Raw genomic sequence first — 22,450 nt, forward strand, 5'->3', positions numbered from 1 at the left:
CCCGAGGGCCCGACGGGGGATTCGTCGCGGAGGGAGCACCCTTCTCCTACTCCTTGCGTCGGCGCCCGAAGCGCCCACGCTGCTGTTCTGGATCCGCTTTCGGCGTGGTGGCAGTCGCCTGCTTCGCCGTCAGGGTGTCGGCATCCGCCTCCCGACGGCGCTCCCGGAACCCGGTGGTCCGGGACAGCCGGTAGTCGATGCGGTGGTCGACCTGCTCACCGAAGGCGTCGTCGAAGTCCTCGGAGAGCCGCTCGCTGATCTGCTGGTACCGGAGCCGGCGTTCGCGCGCGTCGATCGCGTCCTGGTCCCTCTTCAGCGCCTTGACGATGGCGAAACACATGGCCAGCAGGATGAGGCTGAAGGGCAGTGCCGTCGCGATGGACGCGGCCTGCAGCGCACCCAGTCCGCCAGCCAGCAGCAGGCCGATGGCGAGAGCGCCCTCCAACATGGCGAATAGCACGCGGGACCAGATCGGCGGGTTCGGGTGGCCGCCGGAGGCCAGCATGTCCACCACCAGGGAGCCCGAATCCGAGGAGGTGATGAAGAAGATCGCGATCAGGAAGATGGCGATCACGGACAGCACGCCCCCGAGGGGCAGCCCGCCGAGGACATCGAACAGGGCCGCTTCCACGCCGAACTCGTCAGCGCCCTCGGGCACGATCGGATCATCTGAGAACAGCTGCCGCCACAGTCCGGTTCCACCCATGATGGAGAACCAGATGATGCCGACGACGGTGGGCACGAGCAGCACGCCGGCGATGAACTGGCGGACGGTGCGGCCCCGGGAGATGCGGGCGATGAACACGCCCACGAAGGGTGCCCAGGAGACCCACCAGCCCCAGTAGAAGATGGTCCAGCTCGCGCCCCAGGCCGCACCGGCCTCGCCGGTGTAGGCGCCGACGTCGAAGGTCATGTTCAGGACCTCGGCCAGGTAGACCCCGAAGGACTGGACGAGATTCTGGAACAGGAAGAGCGTGGGCCCCAGCAGGAGCACGGAGATCATCAGGACGGCGGCCATCGAGAGGTTGATATTGGACAGCCACTTGATGCCCCGGCCCACCCCGGAGACCACGGACGTGGTGGCCAGCAGCGTGATGACGATGATCAGGACGATCAGCAGCCACTGGTCAGGGGCCTCCACGACACCCATTGCCGCCAGGCCGGCTCCGATCTGCTGGACGCCGAGCCCGAGCGAGGTGGCGATGCCGAAGATCGTGCCGAAGATGGCCAGGATGTCGATGATGTCGCCCATCCAGCCCTTGACTCGATCACCCAGGATCGGTTCGAGTGCCCAGCGGATGGACACGGGGCGCCCGCGGCGGTGGATGGCGTAGGCCACGGCCAGCCCGATGACGGCGTAGATGGCCCACGGGTGCAGCCCCCAGTGCACGAAGGTCTGCGCCATGCCCAACATCGCCACGGCATGCTCCTGACCGGGGATGATGGAGGTCACGCCGTCAGCACCGGTCTCGGTGCCGGGCCAGCCGGGCTTCGGCGTGGTGGTGGCATAGCCCAGGGGCTCGCCGACCCCGTAGAAGACCAGGCCGATGCCCATACCGGCCGCGAACAGCATGGCGAACCAGGACAGCACTCCGAATTCCGGTTTCTCCCCATCACGGCCGAGGGTGATCCTGCCGAACTTGGAGAAACAGATGACGAGAGCCACCACGATGAAGATGCCGATGGCCAACATGTAGAACCAGCCGAGGTTCGTGGTGATCCAGCCCTGGATGTTCGTCAGGACCTCGCCGGTGGGGCCGGGGAGGGTGATCGCGAGGACGGCTACGGCGGCCACGATGATCAGCGACGGCCAGAAGACGGCCGGTGCGATGGTCCCGGCACGGAGTCGGACACCCTGGAGCCTGAGCTTCTCGGTGATCTCGTCGTCGGAGTCGTTCTCCTGGATCCGGGCGGAGAGGGGAATGTGTTCCACCTGGTCGCCCGTGCTTGCCGGTGCCGTGGCGCCCGCCGGCGGGGACGCCTCCTCGGCGGTCAGCGAAGGGTCGTGGTCCGAGTTAGACATACCGTGCCTCACATGGTCAGGAGAAGGTGGCCGCCCCAGGTGCGAGGGGCGGTGAACTCATGGGTGGGTTCCGAGTCACCCTTCAGGAAGGTGGTGCATTGAGTCAAACAAGAAATGACAAGGCTGTCAGTACCTGCCTGCCGCCGAACGTGCCGCAGACCACCAGGACGAATCCGTCGCATGGCGGCACCGGGACCGCATCAGGCCACGGATTCACTAGACTGGGCTCCGCCGTGGCCGCCACAGGGGACGGTACGGACACAAGGGAAGGACCTACCGTGGCAGACAAGACCAACGGAACCGCGCAGGACCAGCACGCCACCTGGAACCACCGGGAGGAGCTGGCCGAGCGGATGGTTCCGCTGATCGGCTCGTTGTACCGGGACAACAACGTGATCACGAGCATCTACGGCCGCCAGCTCGTCCACAAGGGCGTCATCGACATCATCAAGGCGCACCGCTATGCGCGCCAGATCGACGAGGCCGTGCTGCCCGTCGAGGAGACCTACCCCATGGTCCAGGCCCTCGCGGGCATGAACCTGGGCGCCGCCTCGATCGACCTGGGCCGGCTGGCCGCCGCCTACCGCTCCGCCGGCGGCGACCTGCAGGAGTTCCTCAACACCGAGCTGGCCGACGTGGCCGGTCGCGGCGGAGACGGCGTCAAGGCCCCCCGAGACGTGGTCCTGTACGGCTTCGGCCGCATCGGACGCCTGCTGGCCCGCATCATCCTCTCCCACGAGGGCGGTGGGTCCTCGCTGCGGCTGCGCGCGATCGTGGTCCGCAAGAACTCCGAGAACGACCTGGTCAAGCGCGCCTCGCTGCTGCGCCGCGACTCCATCCACGGCCCCTTCGAGGGCACCATCACCGTGGATGAGGAGCACAACACGATCACCGCCAACGGGACGGTCATCCAGGTCATCTACTCCAACGACCCGGCCACCGTGGACTACACCTCCTTCGGCATCCAGGACGCGATCGTGGTGGACAACACCGGCCGCTGGCGGGACGAGGACGGCCTCGGCCAGCACCTGCAGGCCACGGGTGCCTCCAAGGTCCTGCTGACCGCGCCGGGTAAGGGCAACATCAAGAACATCGTGTTCGGCGTCAACACGGGCGACATCACCGACGAGGACACCATCCTCTCGGCCGCCTCCTGCACCACGAACGGCATCACCCCGGTGCTGAAGGTCCTGAATGACGAGTACGGCATCGACTACGGCCACGTGGAGACCGTGCACGCCTACACCAACGACCAGAACCTCACGGACAACTTCCACAAGGGCTCCCGCCGCGGCCGCGCCGCCGGCCTGAACATGGTCCTCACGGAGACCGGTGCGGCCAAGGCCGTGGCCAAGGCCCTGCCGGAGCTGGCGGGCAAGCTCTCCGGCAACGCCATCCGCGTGCCCACCCCGGACGTCTCCATGGCCATCCTCAACCTGGCCCTGCAGCAGGAGACCACCGTGGAGGAGCTCAACGCCCGGCTTCGGGAGGAGTCCCTGACCGGTCAGCTGCGCAACCAGATCGACTACATCAACTCCCCGGAGATCGTCTCCTCGGACTTCGTCGGCTCCAACCGGGCCGGGATCGTGGACGGGCTGGCCACCATCGTCAACGGCGGCAAGAATGCGGTGCTCTACGTCTGGTATGACAACGAGTTCGGCTACTCCTGCCAGGTCGTCCGCGTCATCGAGGAGATGGCCGGGGACGCGGTCCCGGCCTTCCCGAAGGGCTGAGCCGGGCCCGGACACCGGGACCACCCAGACCACGACGTCGGGGGGGGGGGGGGGGGGGGGGGGGGGGGGGGGGGGGGGGGGGGGGGGGGGGGGGGGGGGGGGGGGGCCGACGTCGTTCCGGCTGTTCTAGGGGTTCTCCCCGGCGTGCGCCTCATCATGGCCGAAGGGATCGGCGTCCACGCCGGGCAGCCAGGTGTTGCCGGGCACGGTCCAGCCCTCGCGGCGCAGCGACTTCTTCCACCGGCGAGTCCACTTGCCGTTGAGTCGGTTGACGTAGAGGTAGCCGTCGAGGTGGTCGAACTCGTGCTGCATGATGCGGGCGAACCACCCGGTGGCCTCGAAGTCGATGGGCGCGCCGTCCACGTCGATGCCGGTCAACCGCACGTGGTCGGAGCGCTTGAGTGGGAAGCTGTACCCGGGGACGGACAGGCACCCCTCGGACTCCTCGTCCGGGTCGGGGTCCTCCTGGGAGGTCCTGCCGATCCGGGTCAGCACCGGATTGATGACGTGGCCGCGGGGCGGGGCGTCGCCGGAGTCCTCGAACGTCCAGGTGAAGATGCGCAGCCCCACGCCCACCTGAGGGGCCGCCAGTCCCACGCCGCGGGCCGCGTCCTGCGTCTCGGACATGTCCGCCACGAGGGTCCGGATCTGATCGGTGATCTCCGTGACATCGGCCGCCCGGCGGTGCAGGACGGGCTCCCCGTGGATGGTGATCGGACGGACAGTCATGGCGGTGTGGACTCCTTCGCTGCGGTGGCGTCACGCTGCGGACGCCGGAGCTGATTCTAGCGAACGGCCAGGTAGGCCAGGGCTGCCACGGTCTGAGCCCTCGTGGCGATCTCCAGGGTGGGATCGATGGCCGGGGCGAAGGAGGGGGAGTGATTGGCCGGGATGGCCGAGGACACGGTCCCGGCCGCCACCGCCTCGCGGTAGGTCTCCGAGGGCACCGAACCGACGAACCAGTAGGCGTACGGGATCCCGAACGCGTCGGGCAGCCTGCTGAAGTCCTCCGAGGCGGTGGCCGGCGTGGCCTCGAAGAGCGCCCCGCTTCCGAAATGTTCCCGCAGGGCGCGGGTGACCGTGTCGTTCGTGGTCTCGTCATTGCCGGTCAGCGGGAACTGGTCGTAGTACTCGAAGACCGGATCCTGCGGGGAACCGGCCGCCGCGCACTCGCCCCGGACAATCCGCTCGATCGAGGTGATGATGCTCTCGCGCACGGTGGTGTCGTAGGTGCGCAGGTTCACCAGCAGCTCGGCGCGGTCCGGGATGATGTTGGACTTCGAGCCGGCGTTGGAGGCACCCACGGTCACCACGGCGAACTGCCCGGGCTCGGTCTCACGGGACACGATGGTCTGCAGGCGCAACACGATGGAGGCGGCCAGGACCACCGGGTCCACGGCGGTGTGCGGCATCGATCCGTGGGCGCCGCGGCCGTACACCGTGATCCTCAGCGAGTCACCGGCGGAGAGCACGGGACCGGCGGCGGTGCCGATGGTGCCGGCCTCGGCGGGCATGACGTGCTGGGCCAGGGCCACGTCGGGCCGGGGAATCCGGTCCACGAGGCCGTCATCGAGCATCGCCTGGGCGCCGGCGGCGTTCTCCTCGGCCGGCTGGAACACCGCGATGTAGGTGCCGGACCACGCGTCCCGATGCCCGGCCAGCAGCCGGACCGCCCCGAGCAGGGCGACCAGGTGCAGATCATGCCCGCAGGCGTGCATCACGCCCTCCACGGTGGAGGCGTACTCCAGGGCGGTGGCCTCGGTGACGGGCAGGGCGTCGATGTCCGCCCGGGCCAGGACGGTGGGGCCCGCCCCGTTCTCCAGCACGGTCACGACGCCGGTCCCGCCGATCCGCTGCACGTCCAGTCCCAGCCCGGTGAGCTCGGCCTCGATGCGCTCGGCGGTCCCATGCTCGGCCAGGCTCAGCTCCGGATGGCGATGGAAGTGGCGGTAGAGCCCGCGCTGCCACTCCAGCTGACCCGCCACGGCGTCCAGCAGTCCGGCCCCGGTCATCAGAGGTCCACGACCTCGAACTCCAGCAGCGCCGCCCCCGTAGCGACGGGCTTCCGCTGCTCGCCGTCCCCACCGTCCGGGCCGCCGTGGGCAGCTGCGGCGCGGTTCTCCCGCCAGTCCTGGAAGTCCGCCTCGGTGGCCCACTGGGTGACCACGAAGTAGCGGTCCTCCCCGGCGGTGGGGCGCAGTAGCTGGAAGCCCTCAAAGCCGGGGGAGCCGTCCACGGAGTGCTTGCGGGCGGCGAAGCGCGCCTCCAGCTCCGGGCCGGAGCCCTCGGGGACGCTGATCGCATTGATCTTCACGACGCTCATGTCAGGGGGACCTTTCGGCGGGCGGACGGTTCCGATGGGGCCATCCTAGGCCAGCCGGGAGGGGCTGAAACGGCGTCGGCCCGGTCCTGGGTCCAGGACCGGGCCGACGCGGTGGGGTGAGTAACGGGGCTTGAACCCGCGACCTTCTGGACCACAACCAGACGCTCTACCAGCTGAGCTATACCCACCATGCTCGGTCGGCGTACCGACCGTGACAGCGCGTTCTATCCTACACGGTTTCCGCCGGGCCTCGAACCACGCGCACCGGGCGTCAGTGTCCGGGGGACGTGACGGTCTGCAGACCGGCGGCGATCCGCTGGGCGGCCTTCGAGTCCGGGCCGGGAGCGGGCACCAGGACGGCCTCGCGGTAGTAGCGCAGCTCGTTGATCGAGTCGACGATGTCCCCGAGGGCGCGGTGGCCCCCCGTCTTGGCCGGGGCCTGGAAGTAGGCCTTGGGGTACCAGCGGCGGGCGAGCTCCTTGAGCGTGGAGACGTCCACGATCCGGTAGTGCAGGTGGTCCGTGATGGCGGGCAGGTCCCGGGTGAGGAACAGCTTGTCCTGGCCCACCGAGTTGCCGGCCAGCACCGCCTTGCCCGGGGTGGGGCAGTGCTCGGTGATGTACGCGAGGCAGGCCTCGGACGCCTCGGCGAGCGAGACGCCGTCGCCCAGCCGGTCCAGCAACCCGGAGGAGGAGTGCATGTCCCGCACGAAGGGGACCATCTGCTCCAGCGCCGCCTGCGGGGGTCTGATGACGACGTCCACACCCTCACCGAGCACGTTGAGTTCGGCGTCCGTCACCAGCACGGCGATCTCCACCAGCGCGTCCGCGACGGGGTCCAGCCCGGTCATCTCACAATCGATCCACACGAGGTTCTCTGCTGTAGCTGCCACGCCTCCCACAGTAGCCTGAGCGCCGGTGGTAGTTTGTGGGATGCCCGCGGCGGGCTACGGGTCAGCCGCCCACAGCACGGAAGGATCCCGCCTGCGATGAGCGTGCCCAGCACCCGGACGGAACCCGTGTCCGCCACCTGGACCGTCTCCGTCTGGGTTCCCGCCGTGATCGGCTTCATCGGTTCCCTCGCGGTGACGGCCGGCTCGCTGTCCGTGGGCTGGCTCGCCTCGGTCTCCCCGATCAACCGCTGGGCCTGGCTCATTCCCTGGCGCACCACCGAGACCGGGGTCATCACCGGCACCGTGGTGCTGACGCTGGGCTGCTGGCTGATGTTCTGGGGGTGGCTGCGCCTGGGCACGGTGCTGCGGCCCTTCGGGCCGGGTTCCCTGCGGATCGTCAACCTCACGACGGCGGCCTGGATCCTGCCGCTGCTGGCCTGCCTGCCGATCTTCTCCCGGGACATCTTCGCCTACCTCGGCCAGGGCCGGCTCATGCTCGCGGGCCAGGACCCCTACGAGGACGGCATCTCCACGCTCTCCAACTGGTTCCAGCTGGGCGCGGACACCACCTGGGCCCAGACCGAGACCCCCTACGGGCCGATGTTCCTGTGGATCGAGCAGCTCGTCATGGCGGTGGCCGGACCGGACGACCCGGACCTGGCCATCTTCCTGTTCCGCCTCGTGGCCGTGGCCGGCGTGGTGCTCATCATGGTGTACGTCCCGAAGCTGGCCGCACTCCTGGGCACCGACGGGGCCCGCGCCCAGTGGATCACGGCGGCCAACCCGCTGTTCCTCATCAGCTTCGTGGCCTCCGGTCACAACGACGCCCTCATGGCCGGGCTGGCGGTCGCCGGCGTCTGGTACGCGGCCACCGGACGCGGGCTGGCGGGGGTCCTGCTCGTCACGGCCTCGTTGGGCATCAAGCCGATCACCATGGTGCTGCTGCCCTTCATCGGCCTGCTCTGGGCCGGCCGCGGGGCCAGCTGGGCCCGGCGCTTCGGCTACTGGGTGCTCACCGCGGGGATCGCCGGGGGCGTCATGGTGGTGGTCGGGCTGCTCAACGAGTTCGGCTTCGGCTGGCTGACGGTCATGCTCGGGACTGGGACGGGGTCTGTGCCGTGGTCGCCGGTCGGGATCCTCGCGGAGGCCACCAAGGTGATCCTCGACTCCCTCGGCCTCGCCAACCACTGGGTGCTCGACGGGTTCAAGACGGCCGGCCGGTTGTTGTCCGTGCTCATCGTCATCTGGCTGATGTTCCGTGGCCGTCACGAGCACCTGATGCAGCGGATGACGTGGGCCTTCACGGCCCTGGTGGTGCTCACCCCGATCATCCAGCCCTGGTATCTGCTGTGGCTGCTGCCGTTCTTCGCCGTGATCGGCATCCGCAGCGACTGGCAGCTGAAGTGGGTCGTGTTCACGGTGGCCTTCTTCGTCGCCTTCGGGGCCGCCGACCAGCTGTTCGTGTGGCAGTTCCTGGGCATCGGGGACCAGCTGGCCCACCTGTCCACCTTCCTGTCTTGGGCCTGCATGCTGTGGATCCTGCTGCTGGATCCGTGGACGAGCTCCATCCTGAAGGAGGAGTGGCACGTGCGTCCCGCCCTGCGCCGCACCGCCGAGCGCCTGCGCGGACGGCGTCACCGGAAGCCGCCGGTGGCGTCGGAGCTCACGGAGCGTTCGGAGCCGTCGGAGCCGACCTCCTCGTGACGGAACAGAGAAGTGCTGCGCCCGGACGGCTGGAGGGACTGCGCCGCCGCCTGGGTGAGTCGCCGATCACCCGCCGGCTGGTGGGCGGCCCGGACCACCAGCCGGCCCCCAGCCTGTGGCAGGGGCTCATCGGCTCAGTGCTGATCATGGTCGGCTCGTGGGGCGTCGGCTGGCTGGCGATGACCCCGACGTCCCTCTTCGCCCGGACCACCGTGCTCAACCCGCTGCGCGTGGAACCGGTGGGCGTGGTGGCCTGCGCCATCCTGCTGGTGCTGGGCTCCCTGTTGCTGGTGCGGGCCTGGCTGCGGCTGGGGCAGCGGCTCGAGGGACGGTGGGACGCCGCCGGCCCCACCGTCACCCGCGCCACGTGGCTGTGGGCAGCCCCGCTGATGCTCGCCTTCCCCGTGTTCTCCCGGGATGTCTACTCCTACCTCAGCCAGGGGCGGCTCCTGCATGCCGGACTGAACCCGTACGAGGACTGGATCTCCGAGCTGCCGGGGTGGTTCATGCAGGGCGCCGACTCGATCTGGGCCGAGTCTCCCTCTCCCTACGGCCCGCTGTTCCTCCTGATGTCCCGGGCCGTCTGGTTCGTGACGGGGGGAAGCCCCGAGCCGTCCTTCCTGCTGTTCCGTGCGGTGTCCGTGGCGGGATTGGCCCTGTGCCTGTGGGCGGTGCCCCGGCTGGCGCGTCGCTTCGGGACCGAGCCCGGATGGTCAGTGTGGATCTCGGTGGCCAATCCGCTGTTCGCGCTCTACATGATCGCCGGCGTCCACAACGACTCGCTCATGGTGGGGCTGCTGCTGGCCGGATTCGTCCTGATCGGGCCCGGCTCCAGCCGGTGGCGGAACCTCGCCGGACTGGTCCTGGTCTGCCTGTCCATCGCCATCAAGCCGCTGACCGTCATCGCCCTGCCGTTCGCCGGCCTGCTCATGCTGCGGGACCGGCCCGGCTGGGGGGCCCGGCTGAACGTCTGGGCGCTGTGCCTCGCGGTGGCCGCCGCAGTGCTGGTGGGCACGGGTGGCCTGACGGGACTGTGGTTCGGCTGGATCCCGGCCATGCTGAGCCAGGGCGATGCGGCCTTCCCGTACGCCCCCTTCGGGCTGCTGGGCCTCGGGATCGGTTGGCTCGTGGACTGGCTGACCGGGGCCGGGGTGCGGCCCGTGGCCGACGTCGTCTACACCCTCGGCAAGGTGGCCGCCGTCGGGTTCACTGCCTGGCTGGCCCTGACCCGACGGCCGGTGCACCCCGTCCTGGCCACCGGGCTGGCCCTGCTCGCCGCCGTCCTGCTGGCTCCGATCATCCAACCCTGGTACCTGCTCTGGGTCCTGCCGCTGTTCGCGGTGATCCGGCGCTGGGGCGGGTGGCCCGTGTGGACGCTGTACCTTCTCGTCATGGTGCTCGTGGTCATCGGCGTGGTGGACCAGCTGTCCGTGGCCCAGTGGATCTCCCTGTTCTGGGTGCGGGTCACCACGGCGGCCGTCGGCCTCACCTATATGGTGTTCATTGTCTTCCTGGACCCCAAGACGTCCACCCTGTTCCCCCTTGCCCCCCGGTGGCGGTCCCGCCGACACCCCAGAAGCACCACCCCCCAGGAGTTGCCGTGAACCAGACCGGACCCGCCGCCCCGACAGCAGGCCCGGACCGCCGGCTGCTGCTCGTGCTCGTGGGGGCCACCCTGCTGGCCGCCGTGATCGCCCTGCTGTCCAAGCAGTGGTGCCGCATCAACGGCTGGGAGGCACCCGGGGTGCACATCCATATGTGCTACTCGGACTTCGGGCAGCTCTTCGGCACCCGCGGACTGGCCGAGGGCTACTTCCCCTTCTACACGCCCCTGCCGGAGGACCAGTGGATGGAGTACCCCGCACTGCTGGCGGTGGTGGCCGGGGTGAGCGCCTGGTTCGTCCCGGAGGGGGGCACCCTGCTGGAGCGCACCGTCACCTACTTCGACGTCAATGCCGTCGGCGCCCTGATCTGCTGGCTCATCCTGGTGGTGGCCACGGCCTACACCGCGCGAGGCCGGTCCAAGGACGCCCTCATGGTGGCCGTGGCCCCGGGGATCATCCTGACCTCCTTCCTCAACTGGGACCTGTGGGCCGTCATGCTGGCCGCCCTCGGGCTGCTGCTGTGGTCCCGCAGCCACCCCGTCCTGGCCGGGCTGGTCCTGGGCCTCGGGGCCGCCATGAAGCTGTACCCGCTGTTCTTCTTCGGCGCCATCCTGGTGCTGTGCTGGCGGGCCGGACGGCTCGGGGTGTTCTTCAAGTCCCTGGCGGCGGGCGTGGTGGCCTGGCTGGCCGTGAACCTCCCCTTCATGCTCACCGCCTTCGACCAGTGGAGCCGGTTCTACACGTTCTCGGGCGACCGCGAGGTGTCCTTCTCCTCCCTGTGGCTGGCCTTCACCTGGACCGGCTGGTCCGGAGAGGCGTTCTCGCTGATCTCCAACGGCCTCTTCGCGCTGTGCTGCCTGGGGATCGCGTATCTGGGCCTGTCCTCGCGGCACCGTCCCCGGATGGCGCAGCTGTGCCTGCTGATCGTGGCGGCGTTCATCCTGCTGGGGAAGGTCTACTCCCCGCAGTTCGTGATGTGGCTGATCCCCCTGGTGGTGCTGGCCCGGCCGGACTGGCGGCAGTTCTGGATCTGGCAGGCCGTGGAGGTCTACCACTGGGGCGGCGTGTGGATGGAGTCCGCCCGGATCACCTCGGAGGGCGAGTTCGGCGGCGGGGCGCTGTGGATCCCCCTCTGGTACGGCTCCGGGATCGTGCTGCACATGGCCGCCGTGATCTGGATCTGCGTGTCCGTCATCCGGGACATCCGCCATCCCGAACGGGATCTGGTTCCCCGCCCCGATCCCTCGGCGGGAGTGGTGGCCGCCGAACCCGACCGGTTCCTGCTGCCTCCGGCCGGGAGAGGCCCCGTCCGGATCGGGTGACGTCACCTCGCGGGAGTGCTCCCCACCATCGTCCATGACCGTCAACAGTCATCATGCGGTGATCCGGGTGTCGCGTCGGGTTCCGGGCACGACACCCGGATCACCGGATGATGGGATGCCAGTCCGACGCAGGCCCCGAGCTCTGACATCACCCACACGGCGCTCGAGACTCCTGAAGCGGCACCCCGTTCTCCGTGAGCAAACGGGCGAAGGCCGGAGGGTCCGTGAGGTCGCTGTCGATCCACCGCACGACGTCATAGCCGAGTCGGGCCAGCATCAACTCCCTCTTCTTCTCGCGCTCGAGGGCGTCGGCACCGCCGTTCGGTCCGGACAGATCGGCCCCGTACTTCCATAGACCGTCGAATTCGCCGAGCAGGGCTCTCGACCGCACTGTCGTGCGTTTCCACTGGAAGTCGGCTCTGGCCACCTCATGGCCGTTGGCGTCCACGACCCGGTACTGGAGTTCGGGGACCTCGAACCCCAGCTGGTGGATGAGTGCCCTGCTCATGGACTCCTTGGGGGACTCGGATCGGGGATCGGCGAAGGACATCGCGTGACGGGCTCGGAGAAGCCCGGCCCGGGGGAGGGGCAGGTCCTCGACCAGGGCGGCGGTGGCGGCGAACGCCTCGGGATGGTGGCGGAGCAGGTGGTCGGCGATGGCCACGGTGCCGACCAGGGACTCGGTACTGAAGACGCTGGCACACGCCCACTCGATGGTGTCCGCCAGCACGTGACCGACGAACCGTCCATCGCCGAGGTGCACCGGAATCACCTCGAACTCGGGTCGGGCATCCTGGTATGTCGGCGGAATGTTCCAGAGCGCCTTCGTGACGGGAAGGGCGGGCAGCGTGCCGCGGGCCAGCCGGACGCCTTCGCCTCGCAAGGAGGCGGCCAGTCGTGAAGCCGCTGGCGCGTTGAGATACGGACTGCGCGACGTTGAACGGCCGGATCCCCCTCGTGAGGTGGCGCGGGTGTGGATGACGTCCGGGATGTCCTCACCGGGCAGGCTATGGAGGACGGCGGCCGTTCGATGGGAGAACACTACCTCTCGGTTGCGGGACCTGGCGTGGGCGACGACGGCCAGCAGATGGCGGTCCCAGGGTGGGGAACGGAGCCAGGTCTCCAGGCCGCAGTAGATTCCGCGGGCCAATCGCACGAGTTGACCGTTCCGAGCCCGGTGGGCCAGGACTTCACTTCGCCACGGATCACCCTGGGAAGACAGGAGCATCGGCTCGGCGCCGGAGGGCTCGGGAGCGGAGAACGCGGTCTCGGGGGAGAGGGGGACAAGTCGGGACACGCTCCCATGCTCGACCGGTGCCCGTTGGTGGGGGATCCCAGTCCGAGCCCGGTGTGGACGAGGCAGCGAAAGCGGTCCACTGTGGAGTAGGGGGGGCGGTTCCGACGACGGCCAGAGGCCTCAGCCTGAACACACGCCCGGACCGGTGCGGCAATAGGCCGCGGAGCGCTGGTTCGTCATGCGGTTCTCCGGGGGTCGCGTCGGGTTCTGCGCGCGACACCCGGATTTCAGCATGACCCGTCAGTAGGTCCGTCAGGGGGTGCGACGAGGCGTGCCACGAGGGCACGTCACTCACTCCGGCCTGCTCGCCTGGTCCTCCGACACCCTGCGGGCACGCAGCACGAGTTCCAGTTCGAACCGCACCTGGGGGTCATCGAGCCCCTCCCCGAACAGCTCCTTGAGCCGGGCCACCCGGTAGCCCACGGTCTGGGCGTGGATGCCGAGCTCCCGGGCCACCGGGAGGCGCTGGCCCCAGTGCAGGAGCCACAGCAGCAGGGTCTCCTCCAGCACGCGGCGCTTGGCGGGGCCGAGGGTCTCCAGCGGGGCCAGCCGGCGGGCGGCGAGATCCGCCATGACCTGCGGTTCGGACCCCAGGACGAGCAGCGCGAGGTGGTCCGAGGCGAACGCTGGCTGGCCTGCCTCCGGCTCGTCCAGCTGGGCGGCCACGAGCTGGGCCACTCGGTGGGAGTGCGGCACCCCGTCCCACGCGACGGGCGGGCCCAGCACGGCCCCGGTGCCGGCGAACACCTCCTGCAGTCGGGACCGGAGCCGTTCGGCCTGGGACACGGCCACGATGGCGGTCGCCTCGGACTCCCGCTCGACCACGATCCCGGAGGTGCCCAGCCGGCTGCGGACGCCTGCCGCCGCGGCGAGGGGGAGCACCACCGCCGCCATCTGCTGGGGCAGGTGCCAGTCGGCTCCCGAGGCCAGGCGGCGCACCTCCGGCAGTTCGACGCCTCCACCCACGAGGGCCGCCACGAGATCGGCGCGGCGCAGCTCCAGGGCGCCGGCGTGGGCCGACTGCTCCACCGCATAGGCCTGCACGCTCACGGCGGACAGCTCGTCGATGTAGGCGAGGATCGTCTCGCCGAGGTCCACCACCACCTCCATGGCCATCCCCTGGCGGGCGCACGCCTCGGACAGTCCGCGGAAGGTGATCCGGGCGCTGGTCCGGTAGGCGGCGAGCAGCGCGTCCATGCTCCGGCCCTGGCGGAACTCCCCGGCACCGAGGGCCGAGACCAACTGACGGGACTCCTCGTTCAGGGCCGGGTCGGCCGTCCCCGGCAGGGAGAGCAACTGCTCCAGCGCGCCCTGGACGCCCAGGAAGAGCACCTCGCTGAACCGCTCGGTCCGGGCGATCTGGTAGGCCGGGATCTGGTTCGGCACGGCATCGATGATCTGCTCGACGACGGCCGGCACCGCCGGTGCCAACAGCTCGGCCAGCTCCGGGGGCAGCGACTGCCACGGTGGTCCCGGGACGTCCTGCGCGCCGGCCTCCCCGGGACCGCGGGAACGCTGGGCCCCGGAGGTGTCTCCCACCGTCGGGGCCGGAGGGCCGCCGGCCAGGGGATGGGGCGAGGGATTGTCTTGGGGGGACAAGTTCATGGTGACAATCGTATCCGAGCGGTGCAGAAATTAGCCCTGCAGGCGAATACGCTGGACGAATGGCCGGTCGTTCCCTGTTGTCCCTGTTCTCCTCAGTCCTCTCCACCCCGCGTTCTCCCCAGGACTTCCTCGCCCTGCTGGACCCGGTGCACTCCTCCCGGCAGCTCCGCGGGATCGTGACGAGGGTCGAGCGGCCCGCCCCCGGGACGGCCACGATCTCCTTCCGCGCCGGCTCCGGGTGGAGGGCCCACGAGGCCGGCCAGTGGGCCCGCATCGGGGTGGACGTTGACGGCGTGCGCCAGTGGCGCTCGTACTCCCTCTCCGCCGCTGCGGGGGCCGACCCGGAGATCACCGTCTCGGACATCGGCACGGTCTCCGGCACCCTGGTCCGGGAGACCGAGCCCGGCGACGTGCTGTTCCTGGCCAGGCCCGAGGGTGACTTCACCCTTCCCGAGCATCCCCGGCCGCTGCTGATGCTCACCGCCGGGTCCGGCATCACCCCGGTGATGTCCATGATCCGCACGCTGGTCGCGCGCCGTCCTGACGCGGACGTGGTCCTGGTCCACTCGGTGCGCACCCGTGCGGACTCCGCCTTCCGCGAGGAGCTGGAGGAGCTGGCCCAGCAGTTCCCCGGCCTGCGGGTCCACCACCACCTCACCGCCGAGTCGGGGCGGCTCGATCTCACGGGATCGGCGGCCATGGACGGGCTGTGCCCCGACTGGCGGGAGCGGGCCGCCTACGCCTGCGGCCCCACCGGCTTCCTGGACGACGCCGAGGGCCTCTGGTCACGCGAGGTCGGCCCCGGGGCCGAGGGGCTGAGGATCGAGCGGTTCCAGGCCGACCTGACGGCCGGCGTCGCCGGGGCCGGCGGCGTGGCGATCTTCGAGAACTCGGACCTGGAGGTCCAGGCTGCCGGTGACCTGCCCCTGCTCGAGGTGGCCGAGGACGCCGGCGTGGCGGCCCCCAGCGGCTGCCGGATGGGCATCTGCCACGCCTGCCTGGTGCCCTTGCGGTCCGGCCAGGTCACCGACCTCAGGACCGGCGAGGTGCACGGCGACCCCGGCGAGCTCATCCAGACCTGTGTCAGCGCCGCCGCCGGGCCGGTGAGCCTCGCGTTGTAGCCCCACAGACTCAACAGACTCAACAGACTCCACAGACGTTCCGCCTCCCACCCCCAAGGAGCAGCATGACCCTGACGACCAAGATCGCCGCATCCCGCAAGGCCGCCAAGACCGGCAAGACCATCGACGGACCGGACACTGTCAGCTGGGCCCCCGGCCGGGGCAAGGGCCCCTCCGGGGAACCGCAGCGCGCGGTGCCGGACCAGGCGGAGTCGGCGGGCCGGCGTCGTGCCCCGGTCTCCGGTGCCCCCGCCGCCGGTGCCGCGCGCGCCGGCGCCCTGGCCGCCACCGGCAGCCCCACCGTGCGCCCGCCGGCGGCGGCGCACCTGTCCGATGCCCAGGTGGCCGAACTCGGCCGGGAGCTCGACGCCGTCCGGGACGCTGTCCTGGCGAAGCGCGGGGCTCAGGATGCGGCCTACATCCGCAAGGTCATCCGCGTCCAGCGCGGGCTGGAGTTCGCCGGCCGCACCTGCCTGCTCGGGGCGAACAACAAACTGGCCTGGGTGGCCGGGACCGCCATGCTGACGGTCGCGAAGATCATCGAGAACATGGAGATCGGGCACAACGTGCTGCACGGCCAGTGGGACTGGATGCGGGACCCGGACATCCACTCGACCACGTGGGAGTGGGACTTCGTCACCCCGTCCAAGTCCTGGCAGAACACCCACAACGACATGCACCACCGCTGGACCAACGTCATCGGCAAGGACCGGGACGTCGGCTACAACGTGCTGCGCATGGACCGGGACCAGCCCTGGGAGCCCAAGCACATCCTCAACCCGGTCATCAACGCCGGCCTGGCTCCCGTCTTCGAATGGGGCATCGCGCTCTACGACCTGGAACTGGACCGGGTCAAGACCGGGGAGAAGTCCAAGGCCGAGCTGGCCCGGGACCTCAAGGTCGTCGGCGCCAAGGCCGCCCGGCAGTTCGCCAAGGACTACGCCGCCACGCCGTTCGCCGCCCAGCTGCTGACCGGATCCGGGCTCGCGGCCCTGCTGGCGACCGGCACCGCCAACGGGCTGCGGAACATCTGGGCGCACGCCGTGATCTTCTGCGGCCACTTCCCGGAGGGCGCGGAGACGTTCACCGAGGAGATGGTCGAGGGCGAGACCCGGGGCGACTGGTACGTCCGGCAGATGATCGGCTCCGCCAACATCTCCGGGTCCAAGGCCATGCACTTCATGACCGGCAACCTCTCGCACCAGGTGGAGCACCACCTGTTCCCGGACCTGCCGTCCAACCGCTACGCCGAGGTGGCCGTGCAGGTCCGCGAGATCTGCGAGCGCTACGGCCTGCCCTACAACATCGGGCCCCTGCACCGGCAGATCGGCTCCACCTGGGGCAAGATCTTCCGCCTGGCCCTGCCCAACCGGGACTGAGCCGGGACTGAGCCGGTGCCAGTCCGGGCTAGGGAACGTAGTCCGCGCAGACCGGGTCCACCGGCCGGTCACGGTGCAGCACCCAGATGCCGTGGTCGTCCTGCGTGACGGTCTCGTAGCCGAGCCGCTCGGCGCGCGCCAGGGCCTCGTCCGGGGTGAGCGGGTCCCAGCCGCCGAGCTCCTCCACCGTCGTGTCGATGATCATCCAGGTGGCCAGGTCGTCGCCCATGTCCCCGTGTAGGCCCACGTAGGTGCGGTCCACCAGGTGCGGCACGGCGTTGTCCGCGGCCTCCACGCAGACGCCGTCCGGGATGGACTCCACCGCCCGGTTCAGCGCGTGGGCCCACTCGGTCATCTGCCAGTTCTGACCGGTCACCGTCCGGTGCAACGGGAAGACCTGCGGGAAGAACGCGGTGCCGGCCACGCCCGCGGCCAGGAACACGGCCGTGAAGACGGTGAACACGCGCGCCTGCGGTGCACGACGCCGGCCCGCGGCCACGGTGTCCGGCTCGCCGTGGCGCGGTGCCTCCTCGGCGGCCCGGCGCCGTCCGCGCCAGGCGACGATCCGTCCCAGGGCCTCGAGGGCGGCCATCAGGAAGAGGACGCCGAGGATGGCGTCGTACTGGTAGACGGGGCTCCACACATTGAGCCGGTCGTTGAAGAGCCGGGAGAGCAGGATGGGGGCGCCGATGAGCGCGTAGGGGGAGAGGAACGGCAGCAGCCACAGCAGCACGAAGTGCAGCAGCCACAGGCCGATCTTCAGCGGGTGGTCGAAGAGGACGGCCGCCGCGGCGAAGGGCTCGGTGACCATGAACTGCAGCGAGGAGCCCAAGTCAGGGCCCAGCGCCGTGAACTGCCAGTAGCCGAACTCGCCCTCGGGTGAGAAGTGCGGGATCACCACGGAGGTGGCGAACCAGTACCCCAGCACCCCGGCCACGGCGGAGAGCACCGCAGGCGCCCAGGCCCGTTTGATCGCGAAGACCAGGGCGATGGCCAGCACGGTGACCCCCATGTCCTCGCGCACGGTCAGCAGGCTCAGGGACAGGCCGAATCCCAGCCAGTATCGCCGGGCGTCGATGGCCCAGATGACCCAGGCCATGATCGGCACGCCGAGGGTGATCTCGTGCAGGTCCCAGTTGACCATGGCCTGGAACGGCCACCACAGCAGCAGGCCCGCGGTCGCCAGCAGCGCCGGCAGGTGCCCGCAGCGGCGCCGGGCGAAGAGGTAGACGGGGATGGCACAGGAGACCAGGAGCAGGGCCATGGCGATCCCCAGCATCCGTGGGTCGTCCCAGATCCAGTACAGGGGGGCCAGCAGCACGAGGATCGGGTGGAAGTGGTCCCCGAGGATGTTGAAGTCCACGCCCTTGATCGGGACGATCGGCTCTCGGAAGAGGGCGTACTGGCGCACGGCCTGGTCGAAGATGCCCAGGTCGTAGCCCTTGGCCTCGAAGTTCCGGAACCGCAGGAACGAGTGGACGAGGTAGAGCGCCGCCGCGGCGGCCATGACCGCCCCGAGCTGGAGCCACTGCCGGCGTGTGGTGCGTGGCGCCGTGTCCACGGCCCCGTCCCGCCGGGCCGGCTGCCGGCCGATGACCCAGCGGGGCGGAGGGCCGGGCGCGCGGGCGGAGGTGGCGCCGGGGGAGGCGTCAGGGGCGGGGGTCCGGGGCACAGGCCACCTTCTGGTTCGGGACGGGGACATCCCCACCATCGTAATGACCGGAGGCGGGCGCCCCCGGCCGACCCGCGTGGGACCGGGCGGGGGCATCCGGCGGGCGCGCCGCCGTCGGGGGCTACTCGACCAGCTTGCCCTGGAGGGAGACCTCCTTGAACAGCGCGGAGATCTCCGCGGGCACCTCCGGGATCTCCTCGCGGACGACGCCGGCGGTGGGGGACCAGACGAGGTTGACCTGCAGCTGCGGATCCATCTCCGGGTAGTCGCTGCGGTTGTGGCAGCCGCGGGTCTCACGGCGTTCGAGGGCGGCCTCCAGGGTGGCCCGGGCGGCCTGGGCGGAGGCCTTGAGGTCGAAGGCGTGCTGCAGGTCCTGGTAGCCGGCGATGTCCGGGTGGATGCCCACGTGCTCCATGCGTGCCTCGATCTGGGCCAGCTCCCGCAGCCCGGCGTTCAGGCCCTCCTCGCTGCGGACCACGCCGGCATGTTCGGTCATGGTGTCGCGCAGGGCCCGTTGGAGGGCGCGGACATTCTCGGGGCCGTCCGCGGCGAGTAGTCCGTCAACCTCGGCGCGGGCCTGGGCCAAGGCGTCGGCGGAGCGGCGCTGGGAGTCCAGTCCGGCGGAGTGGACGACGGCAGCCCTCCCCACGATGCGGCCGAAGACCAGCAGCTCGATCAGCGAGTTGCCGCCGAGCCGGTTGGCGCCGTGCAGGCCGGAGGAGGCCTCGCCGATGGCGTAGAGGCCCTCCACCTCCGTGCTGTGGTCCTCGGGGCAGACCCAGACCCCGCCCATGGAGTAGTGCGCGGTGGGGGCGATCTCGATGGGGTCCCGGGTGACGTCCAGCATCTGCAGTTCCATCATGGTCTGGTAGACGCGGGGCAGCCGCGTCATGATGGTCTCGCGCGGCAGGTGGGAGATGTCCAGCCAGACCCCGCCGTTCGGCGTCCCACGGCCCTCCTGGATCTCGGTGTAGCCCGCCAGAGCCACCCGGTCGCGGGTGGAGAGTTCCATCCGCTCCGGGTCGTACCTGGACATGTAGCGCTCCCCGAGGGCGTTGCGCAGGATGCCGCCCTCGCCGCGGGCGGCCTCGGAGATGAGGGTCCCGGCGGAGGACTCCGGCTCGATGATGCCGGAGGGGTGGAACTGGACCAGCTCCGGGTCCCGCAGCCGGGCCCCGGCCTCCACGGCCAGCCGGAACGAGTCCCCGGTGTTCTCGTCACGGCGGGAGGAGGTGCGGCGCCAGATGCGGTTGTGCCCGCCGGCGGCCAAGATCACGGAGTCGGCGTGGATGCGGTAGCGGGTGCCGGTGTTGAGGTTGAAGCCGTACGCGCCGAAGACCACGTTGTCCTGCACCAGCAGCCGGGTGATGTAGACGGAGTCGAGGATCGGCACGTCGAGCTGCTCGGCCCGGTTGACCAGGGTGCGCTGGATCTCCAGACCGGTGTAGTCGCCGGCGAAGGCGGTGCGGCGGAAGGTGTGGGCGCCGAAGAAGCGCTGGGAGATCCGGCCGTCCTCCTCCCGTGCGAAGGCCATGCCGTAGCGATCCAGGTCGGCGATGCCCTCGGCGGCGTTGCGCGCCACGATCTCCACCGTGTGGGGGTTGGCCAGCAGGTAACTCTCCTGGAGGGTGTCCGCGGCGTGCTGCTGCCAGGTGTCCTCGGCGTCCATGGTGCCGAGGGCGGCGTTGATGCCGCCGGCCGCGAGGGAGGTGTGCGCGTCCTGCCGCGGCCGCTTGCCCACGGCGAGGACGTCCACACCCTGTTCGGCCACCTCGATGGCGGCGCGGAGGCCGGAGCCGCCGGTGCCGATCACCAGCACGGTGGTCGAGATCAGGCGTTCCGTGGCTGCTGTGGAGACTGCTGTTCGTGTCATGGGAGTCAGCGTAGGAAGATCCGTCTTCATTACTCCAATGAATAGTTTGAGTGGAGACGATACGCTTTGGCTATGACCATGAACCTGGAGCAGCTGCGGGGCTTCGTGGAGGTGGCCCGGGTGGGGCATTTCACCCGGGCCGCGAAGGCGCTGCACCTCACCCAGCCCTCCCTGAGCCGGCAGATCGCCGGCCTGGAACACGATCTCGGCTCCGAGCTCTTCCACCGGGCCCGCGGCCACATCACGCTGACCGCCGCGGGGGAGGCGCTGTGGCCCGTGGCCCGGCGGATGCTGGCCGACGCGGAGGATATCCGCCGGCAGATGGCCGAGCTGACGGACCTGAGGCGGGGACGGGTCCGCCTCGGTGCCACGCCCACCCTGTGCGTGAGCCTGGTGGCCGATGCGCTCGCCGCCTTCCACGCCGACCACCCGGGGATCGAGCTGCACCTGACGGAGCGCGGATCGCGCGGACTCATCGAGGAGCTGGCCGCCGGCGCCCTGGACCTCGCGCTGGTGATCACCTCGCAGGCCCGCCCGGCGCCCGCCCCGAGCCTGGCCCACAGCCCCCTGCTCAGTGAGGAGCTCGTGGTGGTCGGCGGCGGCAACTCACCGTTCGGTGGCCGGGACGCGCTGACGCTGGCCGAACTCGCGCGGATGCCGCAGATCGTCTTCCCCTCCAGCTACGACCTCCGCGCCACCCTGGACGAGGCGTTCCGGGCCGCGGGCCTCACCCCGAGAGTGGTGCTCGAGGGCGCCGAGATGGACGCGGTGCTGCGGTTCGTGGAGCTGAAGATGGGGGTGGCCCTGGTGCCGGCCATGGTGCTCAAGGACCGCCCCGGACTGAGTTCCGTGCGCCTCGTGCAGCCCCGGCTGACCCGGACCATCAGCCTGGCCCGGCGGCAGGACGTGAGCCCCACCCGGGCCGCGGCCGCCCTGCAACGCGTGCTGCTGTCCACGGCGGATGCGCTCGCGGACGGCGGGGACGGGCTGGTCTCGCGGGTGTCCCCCGAGTGCCCCAGGAGGGAGTCGAACCCCCGACCAAGAGATTAGAAGGCTCCTGCTCTATCCACTGAGCTACTGGGGCTGGGCGGGTCCATTCTACCGGGGGCCCGCTCCTGCACAGGACACCGCATCCCGGTGCGTTGTCCACGGCCGGGCGGTGCGGCGCTGGTGCGCCCCGGCGGCGGGCGGTGTGCTGGTGGGGCAGGAGGAGATCCTCCTGCCGCCGGAGGGAAGAGGCCCGACGGCGGCCCCCGCCGGCCGCGGCCGGCTCACCGAAAGGCACCACCATGAGTGAACACATCACGGTCCGCGGCTTCGTGGCCACCGATCCCACCACCCGCACCACCCCGTCCGGGCTGGCCGTGGGCAACTTCCGCCTGGCCTCGACCGACCGGAGGTTCGACCGCGAGCAGCAGGCCTGGGTGGACGGGGCGACCAACTGGTTCACGGTCAACATGTTCCGTCAACTCTCCACGAACGTGGCGGCCTCGCTGTCCAAGGGCCAGCCGGTGCTCGTCACCGGGCGGCTCAAGGTCCGGCAGTGGCAGAACGAGGAGCGGTCCGGGACCTCGGTGGAGATCGAGGCCGAGACCATCGGCCACGACCTGACCCTGGGCACGGCCTTCTTCAACCGGGCCGTCGGGCGGACGGCGCCCGCCGAGGGGACGCCGGGCGGCGAGGCCGTCTCCGAGGAGCCGGAGGGGACCGTGGACCGGGAGACCGGGGAGCTCCTCGGCGGGTCCGGGCCCGACGCGGTCGAGGGCTTCGCCGACGCTGGCCACCACGCCGATGAGGGCGCCGTTCACGGGGCCGATCGCGAGGAGGAGGCGGAGACCCTGAGCGCCGCCTGAGCCCCTCCCGCGGCGGACGGTGGCCGCCGGCCGGGCCCGATGCGGGCAA

17 protein-coding genes and 2 tRNA genes are annotated in these 22,450 nt (G+C 70.4%); 8 read left to right on the forward strand and 11 right to left on the reverse strand.

Annotated elements, in window-relative coordinates:
• Positions 1-46: 46 nt before the first annotated feature.
• Complete coding sequence (locus RE421_RS09605) at positions 47-2,023, reverse strand: BCCT family transporter (RefSeq protein ID WP_309809156.1); 1,977 nt, start codon at positions 2,021-2,023, stop codon at positions 47-49.
• 278 nt (positions 2,024-2,301) lie between these two features.
• Between RE421_RS09605 and RE421_RS09610 the strand changes: the two genes are divergently transcribed.
• Positions 2,302-3,756, forward strand: coding sequence for a glyceraldehyde-3-phosphate dehydrogenase (locus RE421_RS09610; RefSeq protein WP_309809158.1), 1,455 nt, complete (start codon positions 2,302-2,304; stop codon positions 3,754-3,756).
• Positions 3,757-3,882: 126 nt separating this feature from the next.
• On the opposite strand, the gene def is transcribed toward RE421_RS09610, so the two are convergent.
• The 5 genes from def to orn all read right to left on the reverse strand — a co-directional run bounded on the left by def (position 3,883) and on the right by orn (position 6,929).
• Positions 3,883-4,485 carry a peptide deformylase gene (def, locus tag RE421_RS09615; protein ID WP_309809160.1) on the reverse strand — a complete coding sequence of 201 codons (603 nt, stop codon included), beginning with the start codon at positions 4,483-4,485 and terminating at the stop codon, positions 3,883-3,885.
• Between the two features lie 56 nt (positions 4,486-4,541).
• The gene (locus RE421_RS09620) at positions 4,542-5,768 is read right to left on the reverse strand and encodes an amidohydrolase (protein ID WP_309809161.1); all 1,227 of its coding nucleotides are present in this window, start codon (positions 5,766-5,768) and stop codon (positions 4,542-4,544) included.
• A complete protein-coding gene (locus tag RE421_RS09625; protein WP_309809163.1) occupies positions 5,768-6,079 on the reverse strand; it encodes an antibiotic biosynthesis monooxygenase in 312 nt (103 codons plus the stop codon). The genes RE421_RS09620 and RE421_RS09625 overlap by 1 nt, the downstream gene beginning before the upstream one ends.
• A 112-nt stretch (positions 6,080-6,191) precedes the next feature.
• Positions 6,192-6,267 (reverse strand) — tRNA-His (locus RE421_RS09630).
• A gap of 83 nt (positions 6,268-6,350) precedes the next feature.
• Positions 6,351-6,929 carry an oligoribonuclease gene (gene orn, locus RE421_RS09635; RefSeq protein ID WP_396134644.1) on the reverse strand — a complete coding sequence of 193 codons (579 nt, stop codon included), beginning with the start codon at positions 6,927-6,929 and terminating at the stop codon, positions 6,351-6,353.
• A 138-nt stretch (positions 6,930-7,067) separates the two neighbouring features.
• Here orn and mptB (RE421_RS09640) point away from each other — a divergent pair, with 138 nt between their 5' ends.
• Genes mptB (RE421_RS09640) through RE421_RS09650 form a run of 3 tightly spaced genes read left to right on the forward strand, consistent with a single transcriptional unit; the run spans position 7,068 to position 11,601 of the window.
• On the forward strand, positions 7,068-8,675 hold the full coding sequence (gene mptB / locus RE421_RS09640; RefSeq protein ID WP_309809167.1) for a polyprenol phosphomannose-dependent alpha 1,6 mannosyltransferase MptB: 1,608 nt from the start codon (positions 7,068-7,070) through the stop codon (positions 8,673-8,675).
• Positions 8,672-10,279: a polyprenol phosphomannose-dependent alpha 1,6 mannosyltransferase MptB gene (gene mptB, locus RE421_RS09645; protein ID WP_309809169.1), complete on the forward strand. Its 1,608-nt coding sequence runs from the start codon at positions 8,672-8,674 to the stop codon at positions 10,277-10,279. The genes mptB (RE421_RS09640) and mptB (RE421_RS09645) overlap by 4 nt, the downstream gene beginning before the upstream one ends.
• A complete protein-coding gene (locus RE421_RS09650) occupies positions 10,276-11,601 on the forward strand; it encodes a glycosyltransferase 87 family protein (RefSeq protein ID WP_309809171.1) in 1,326 nt (441 codons plus the stop codon). The genes mptB (RE421_RS09645) and RE421_RS09650 overlap by 4 nt, the downstream gene beginning before the upstream one ends.
• 148 nt (positions 11,602-11,749) lie before the next feature.
• Here the strand turns inward: RE421_RS09650 and RE421_RS09655 are convergent, their stop codons facing one another.
• A complete protein-coding gene (locus RE421_RS09655) occupies positions 11,750-12,364 on the reverse strand; it encodes a hypothetical protein (RefSeq protein ID WP_309809173.1) in 615 nt (204 codons plus the stop codon).
• A gap of 825 nt (positions 12,365-13,189) precedes the next feature.
• Positions 13,190-14,503 carry a helix-turn-helix domain-containing protein gene (locus RE421_RS09660; RefSeq protein ID WP_309809176.1) on the reverse strand — a complete coding sequence of 438 codons (1,314 nt, stop codon included), beginning with the start codon at positions 14,501-14,503 and terminating at the stop codon, positions 13,190-13,192.
• Between the two features lie 59 nt (positions 14,504-14,562).
• Here RE421_RS09660 and RE421_RS09665 point away from each other — a divergent pair, with 59 nt between their 5' ends.
• Positions 14,563-15,624 (forward strand): ferredoxin reductase, encoded by a 1,062-nt coding sequence (locus RE421_RS09665; protein ID WP_309809177.1) that lies wholly within the window; start codon positions 14,563-14,565, stop codon positions 15,622-15,624.
• Positions 15,625-15,689: 65 nt separating this feature from the next.
• Positions 15,690-17,003 carry an acyl-CoA desaturase gene (locus RE421_RS09670; protein ID WP_309809179.1) on the forward strand — a complete coding sequence of 438 codons (1,314 nt, stop codon included), beginning with the start codon at positions 15,690-15,692 and terminating at the stop codon, positions 17,001-17,003.
• A gap of 28 nt (positions 17,004-17,031) precedes the next feature.
• Here the strand turns inward: RE421_RS09670 and RE421_RS09675 are convergent, their stop codons facing one another.
• Together RE421_RS09675 and RE421_RS09680 are read right to left on the reverse strand one after the other, a co-directional pair.
• On the reverse strand, positions 17,032-18,510 hold the full coding sequence (locus tag RE421_RS09675; RefSeq protein WP_396134645.1) for a DUF2079 domain-containing protein: 1,479 nt from the start codon (positions 18,508-18,510) through the stop codon (positions 17,032-17,034).
• Positions 18,511-18,796: 286 nt separating this feature from the next.
• On the reverse strand, positions 18,797-20,548 hold the full coding sequence (locus RE421_RS09680; protein ID WP_309809183.1) for an FAD-binding protein: 1,752 nt from the start codon (positions 20,546-20,548) through the stop codon (positions 18,797-18,799).
• Between the two features lie 78 nt (positions 20,549-20,626).
• Between RE421_RS09680 and RE421_RS09685 the strand changes: the two genes are divergently transcribed.
• Complete coding sequence (locus RE421_RS09685) at positions 20,627-21,598, forward strand: LysR substrate-binding domain-containing protein (RefSeq protein ID WP_309817262.1); 972 nt, start codon at positions 20,627-20,629, stop codon at positions 21,596-21,598.
• On the opposite strand, the gene RE421_RS09690 is transcribed toward RE421_RS09685, so the two are convergent.
• Positions 21,560-21,632, reverse strand: a tRNA-Arg gene (locus RE421_RS09690). The two genes, RE421_RS09685 and RE421_RS09690, sit on opposite strands and share 39 nt — an antisense overlap.
• A gap of 205 nt (positions 21,633-21,837) precedes the next feature.
• Between RE421_RS09690 and ssb the strand changes: the two genes are divergently transcribed.
• Positions 21,838-22,401, forward strand: coding sequence for a single-stranded DNA-binding protein (gene ssb, locus RE421_RS09695; protein WP_309809185.1), 564 nt, complete (start codon positions 21,838-21,840; stop codon positions 22,399-22,401).
• Positions 22,402-22,450 lie beyond the last annotated feature (49 nt).

The sequence above is a fragment of the Citricoccus sp. I39-566 genome (assembly GCF_031432995.1).
In the GTDB taxonomy this organism is placed as follows: Bacteria; Actinomycetota; Actinomycetes; order Actinomycetales; family Micrococcaceae; genus Citricoccus; species Citricoccus nitrophenolicus_A.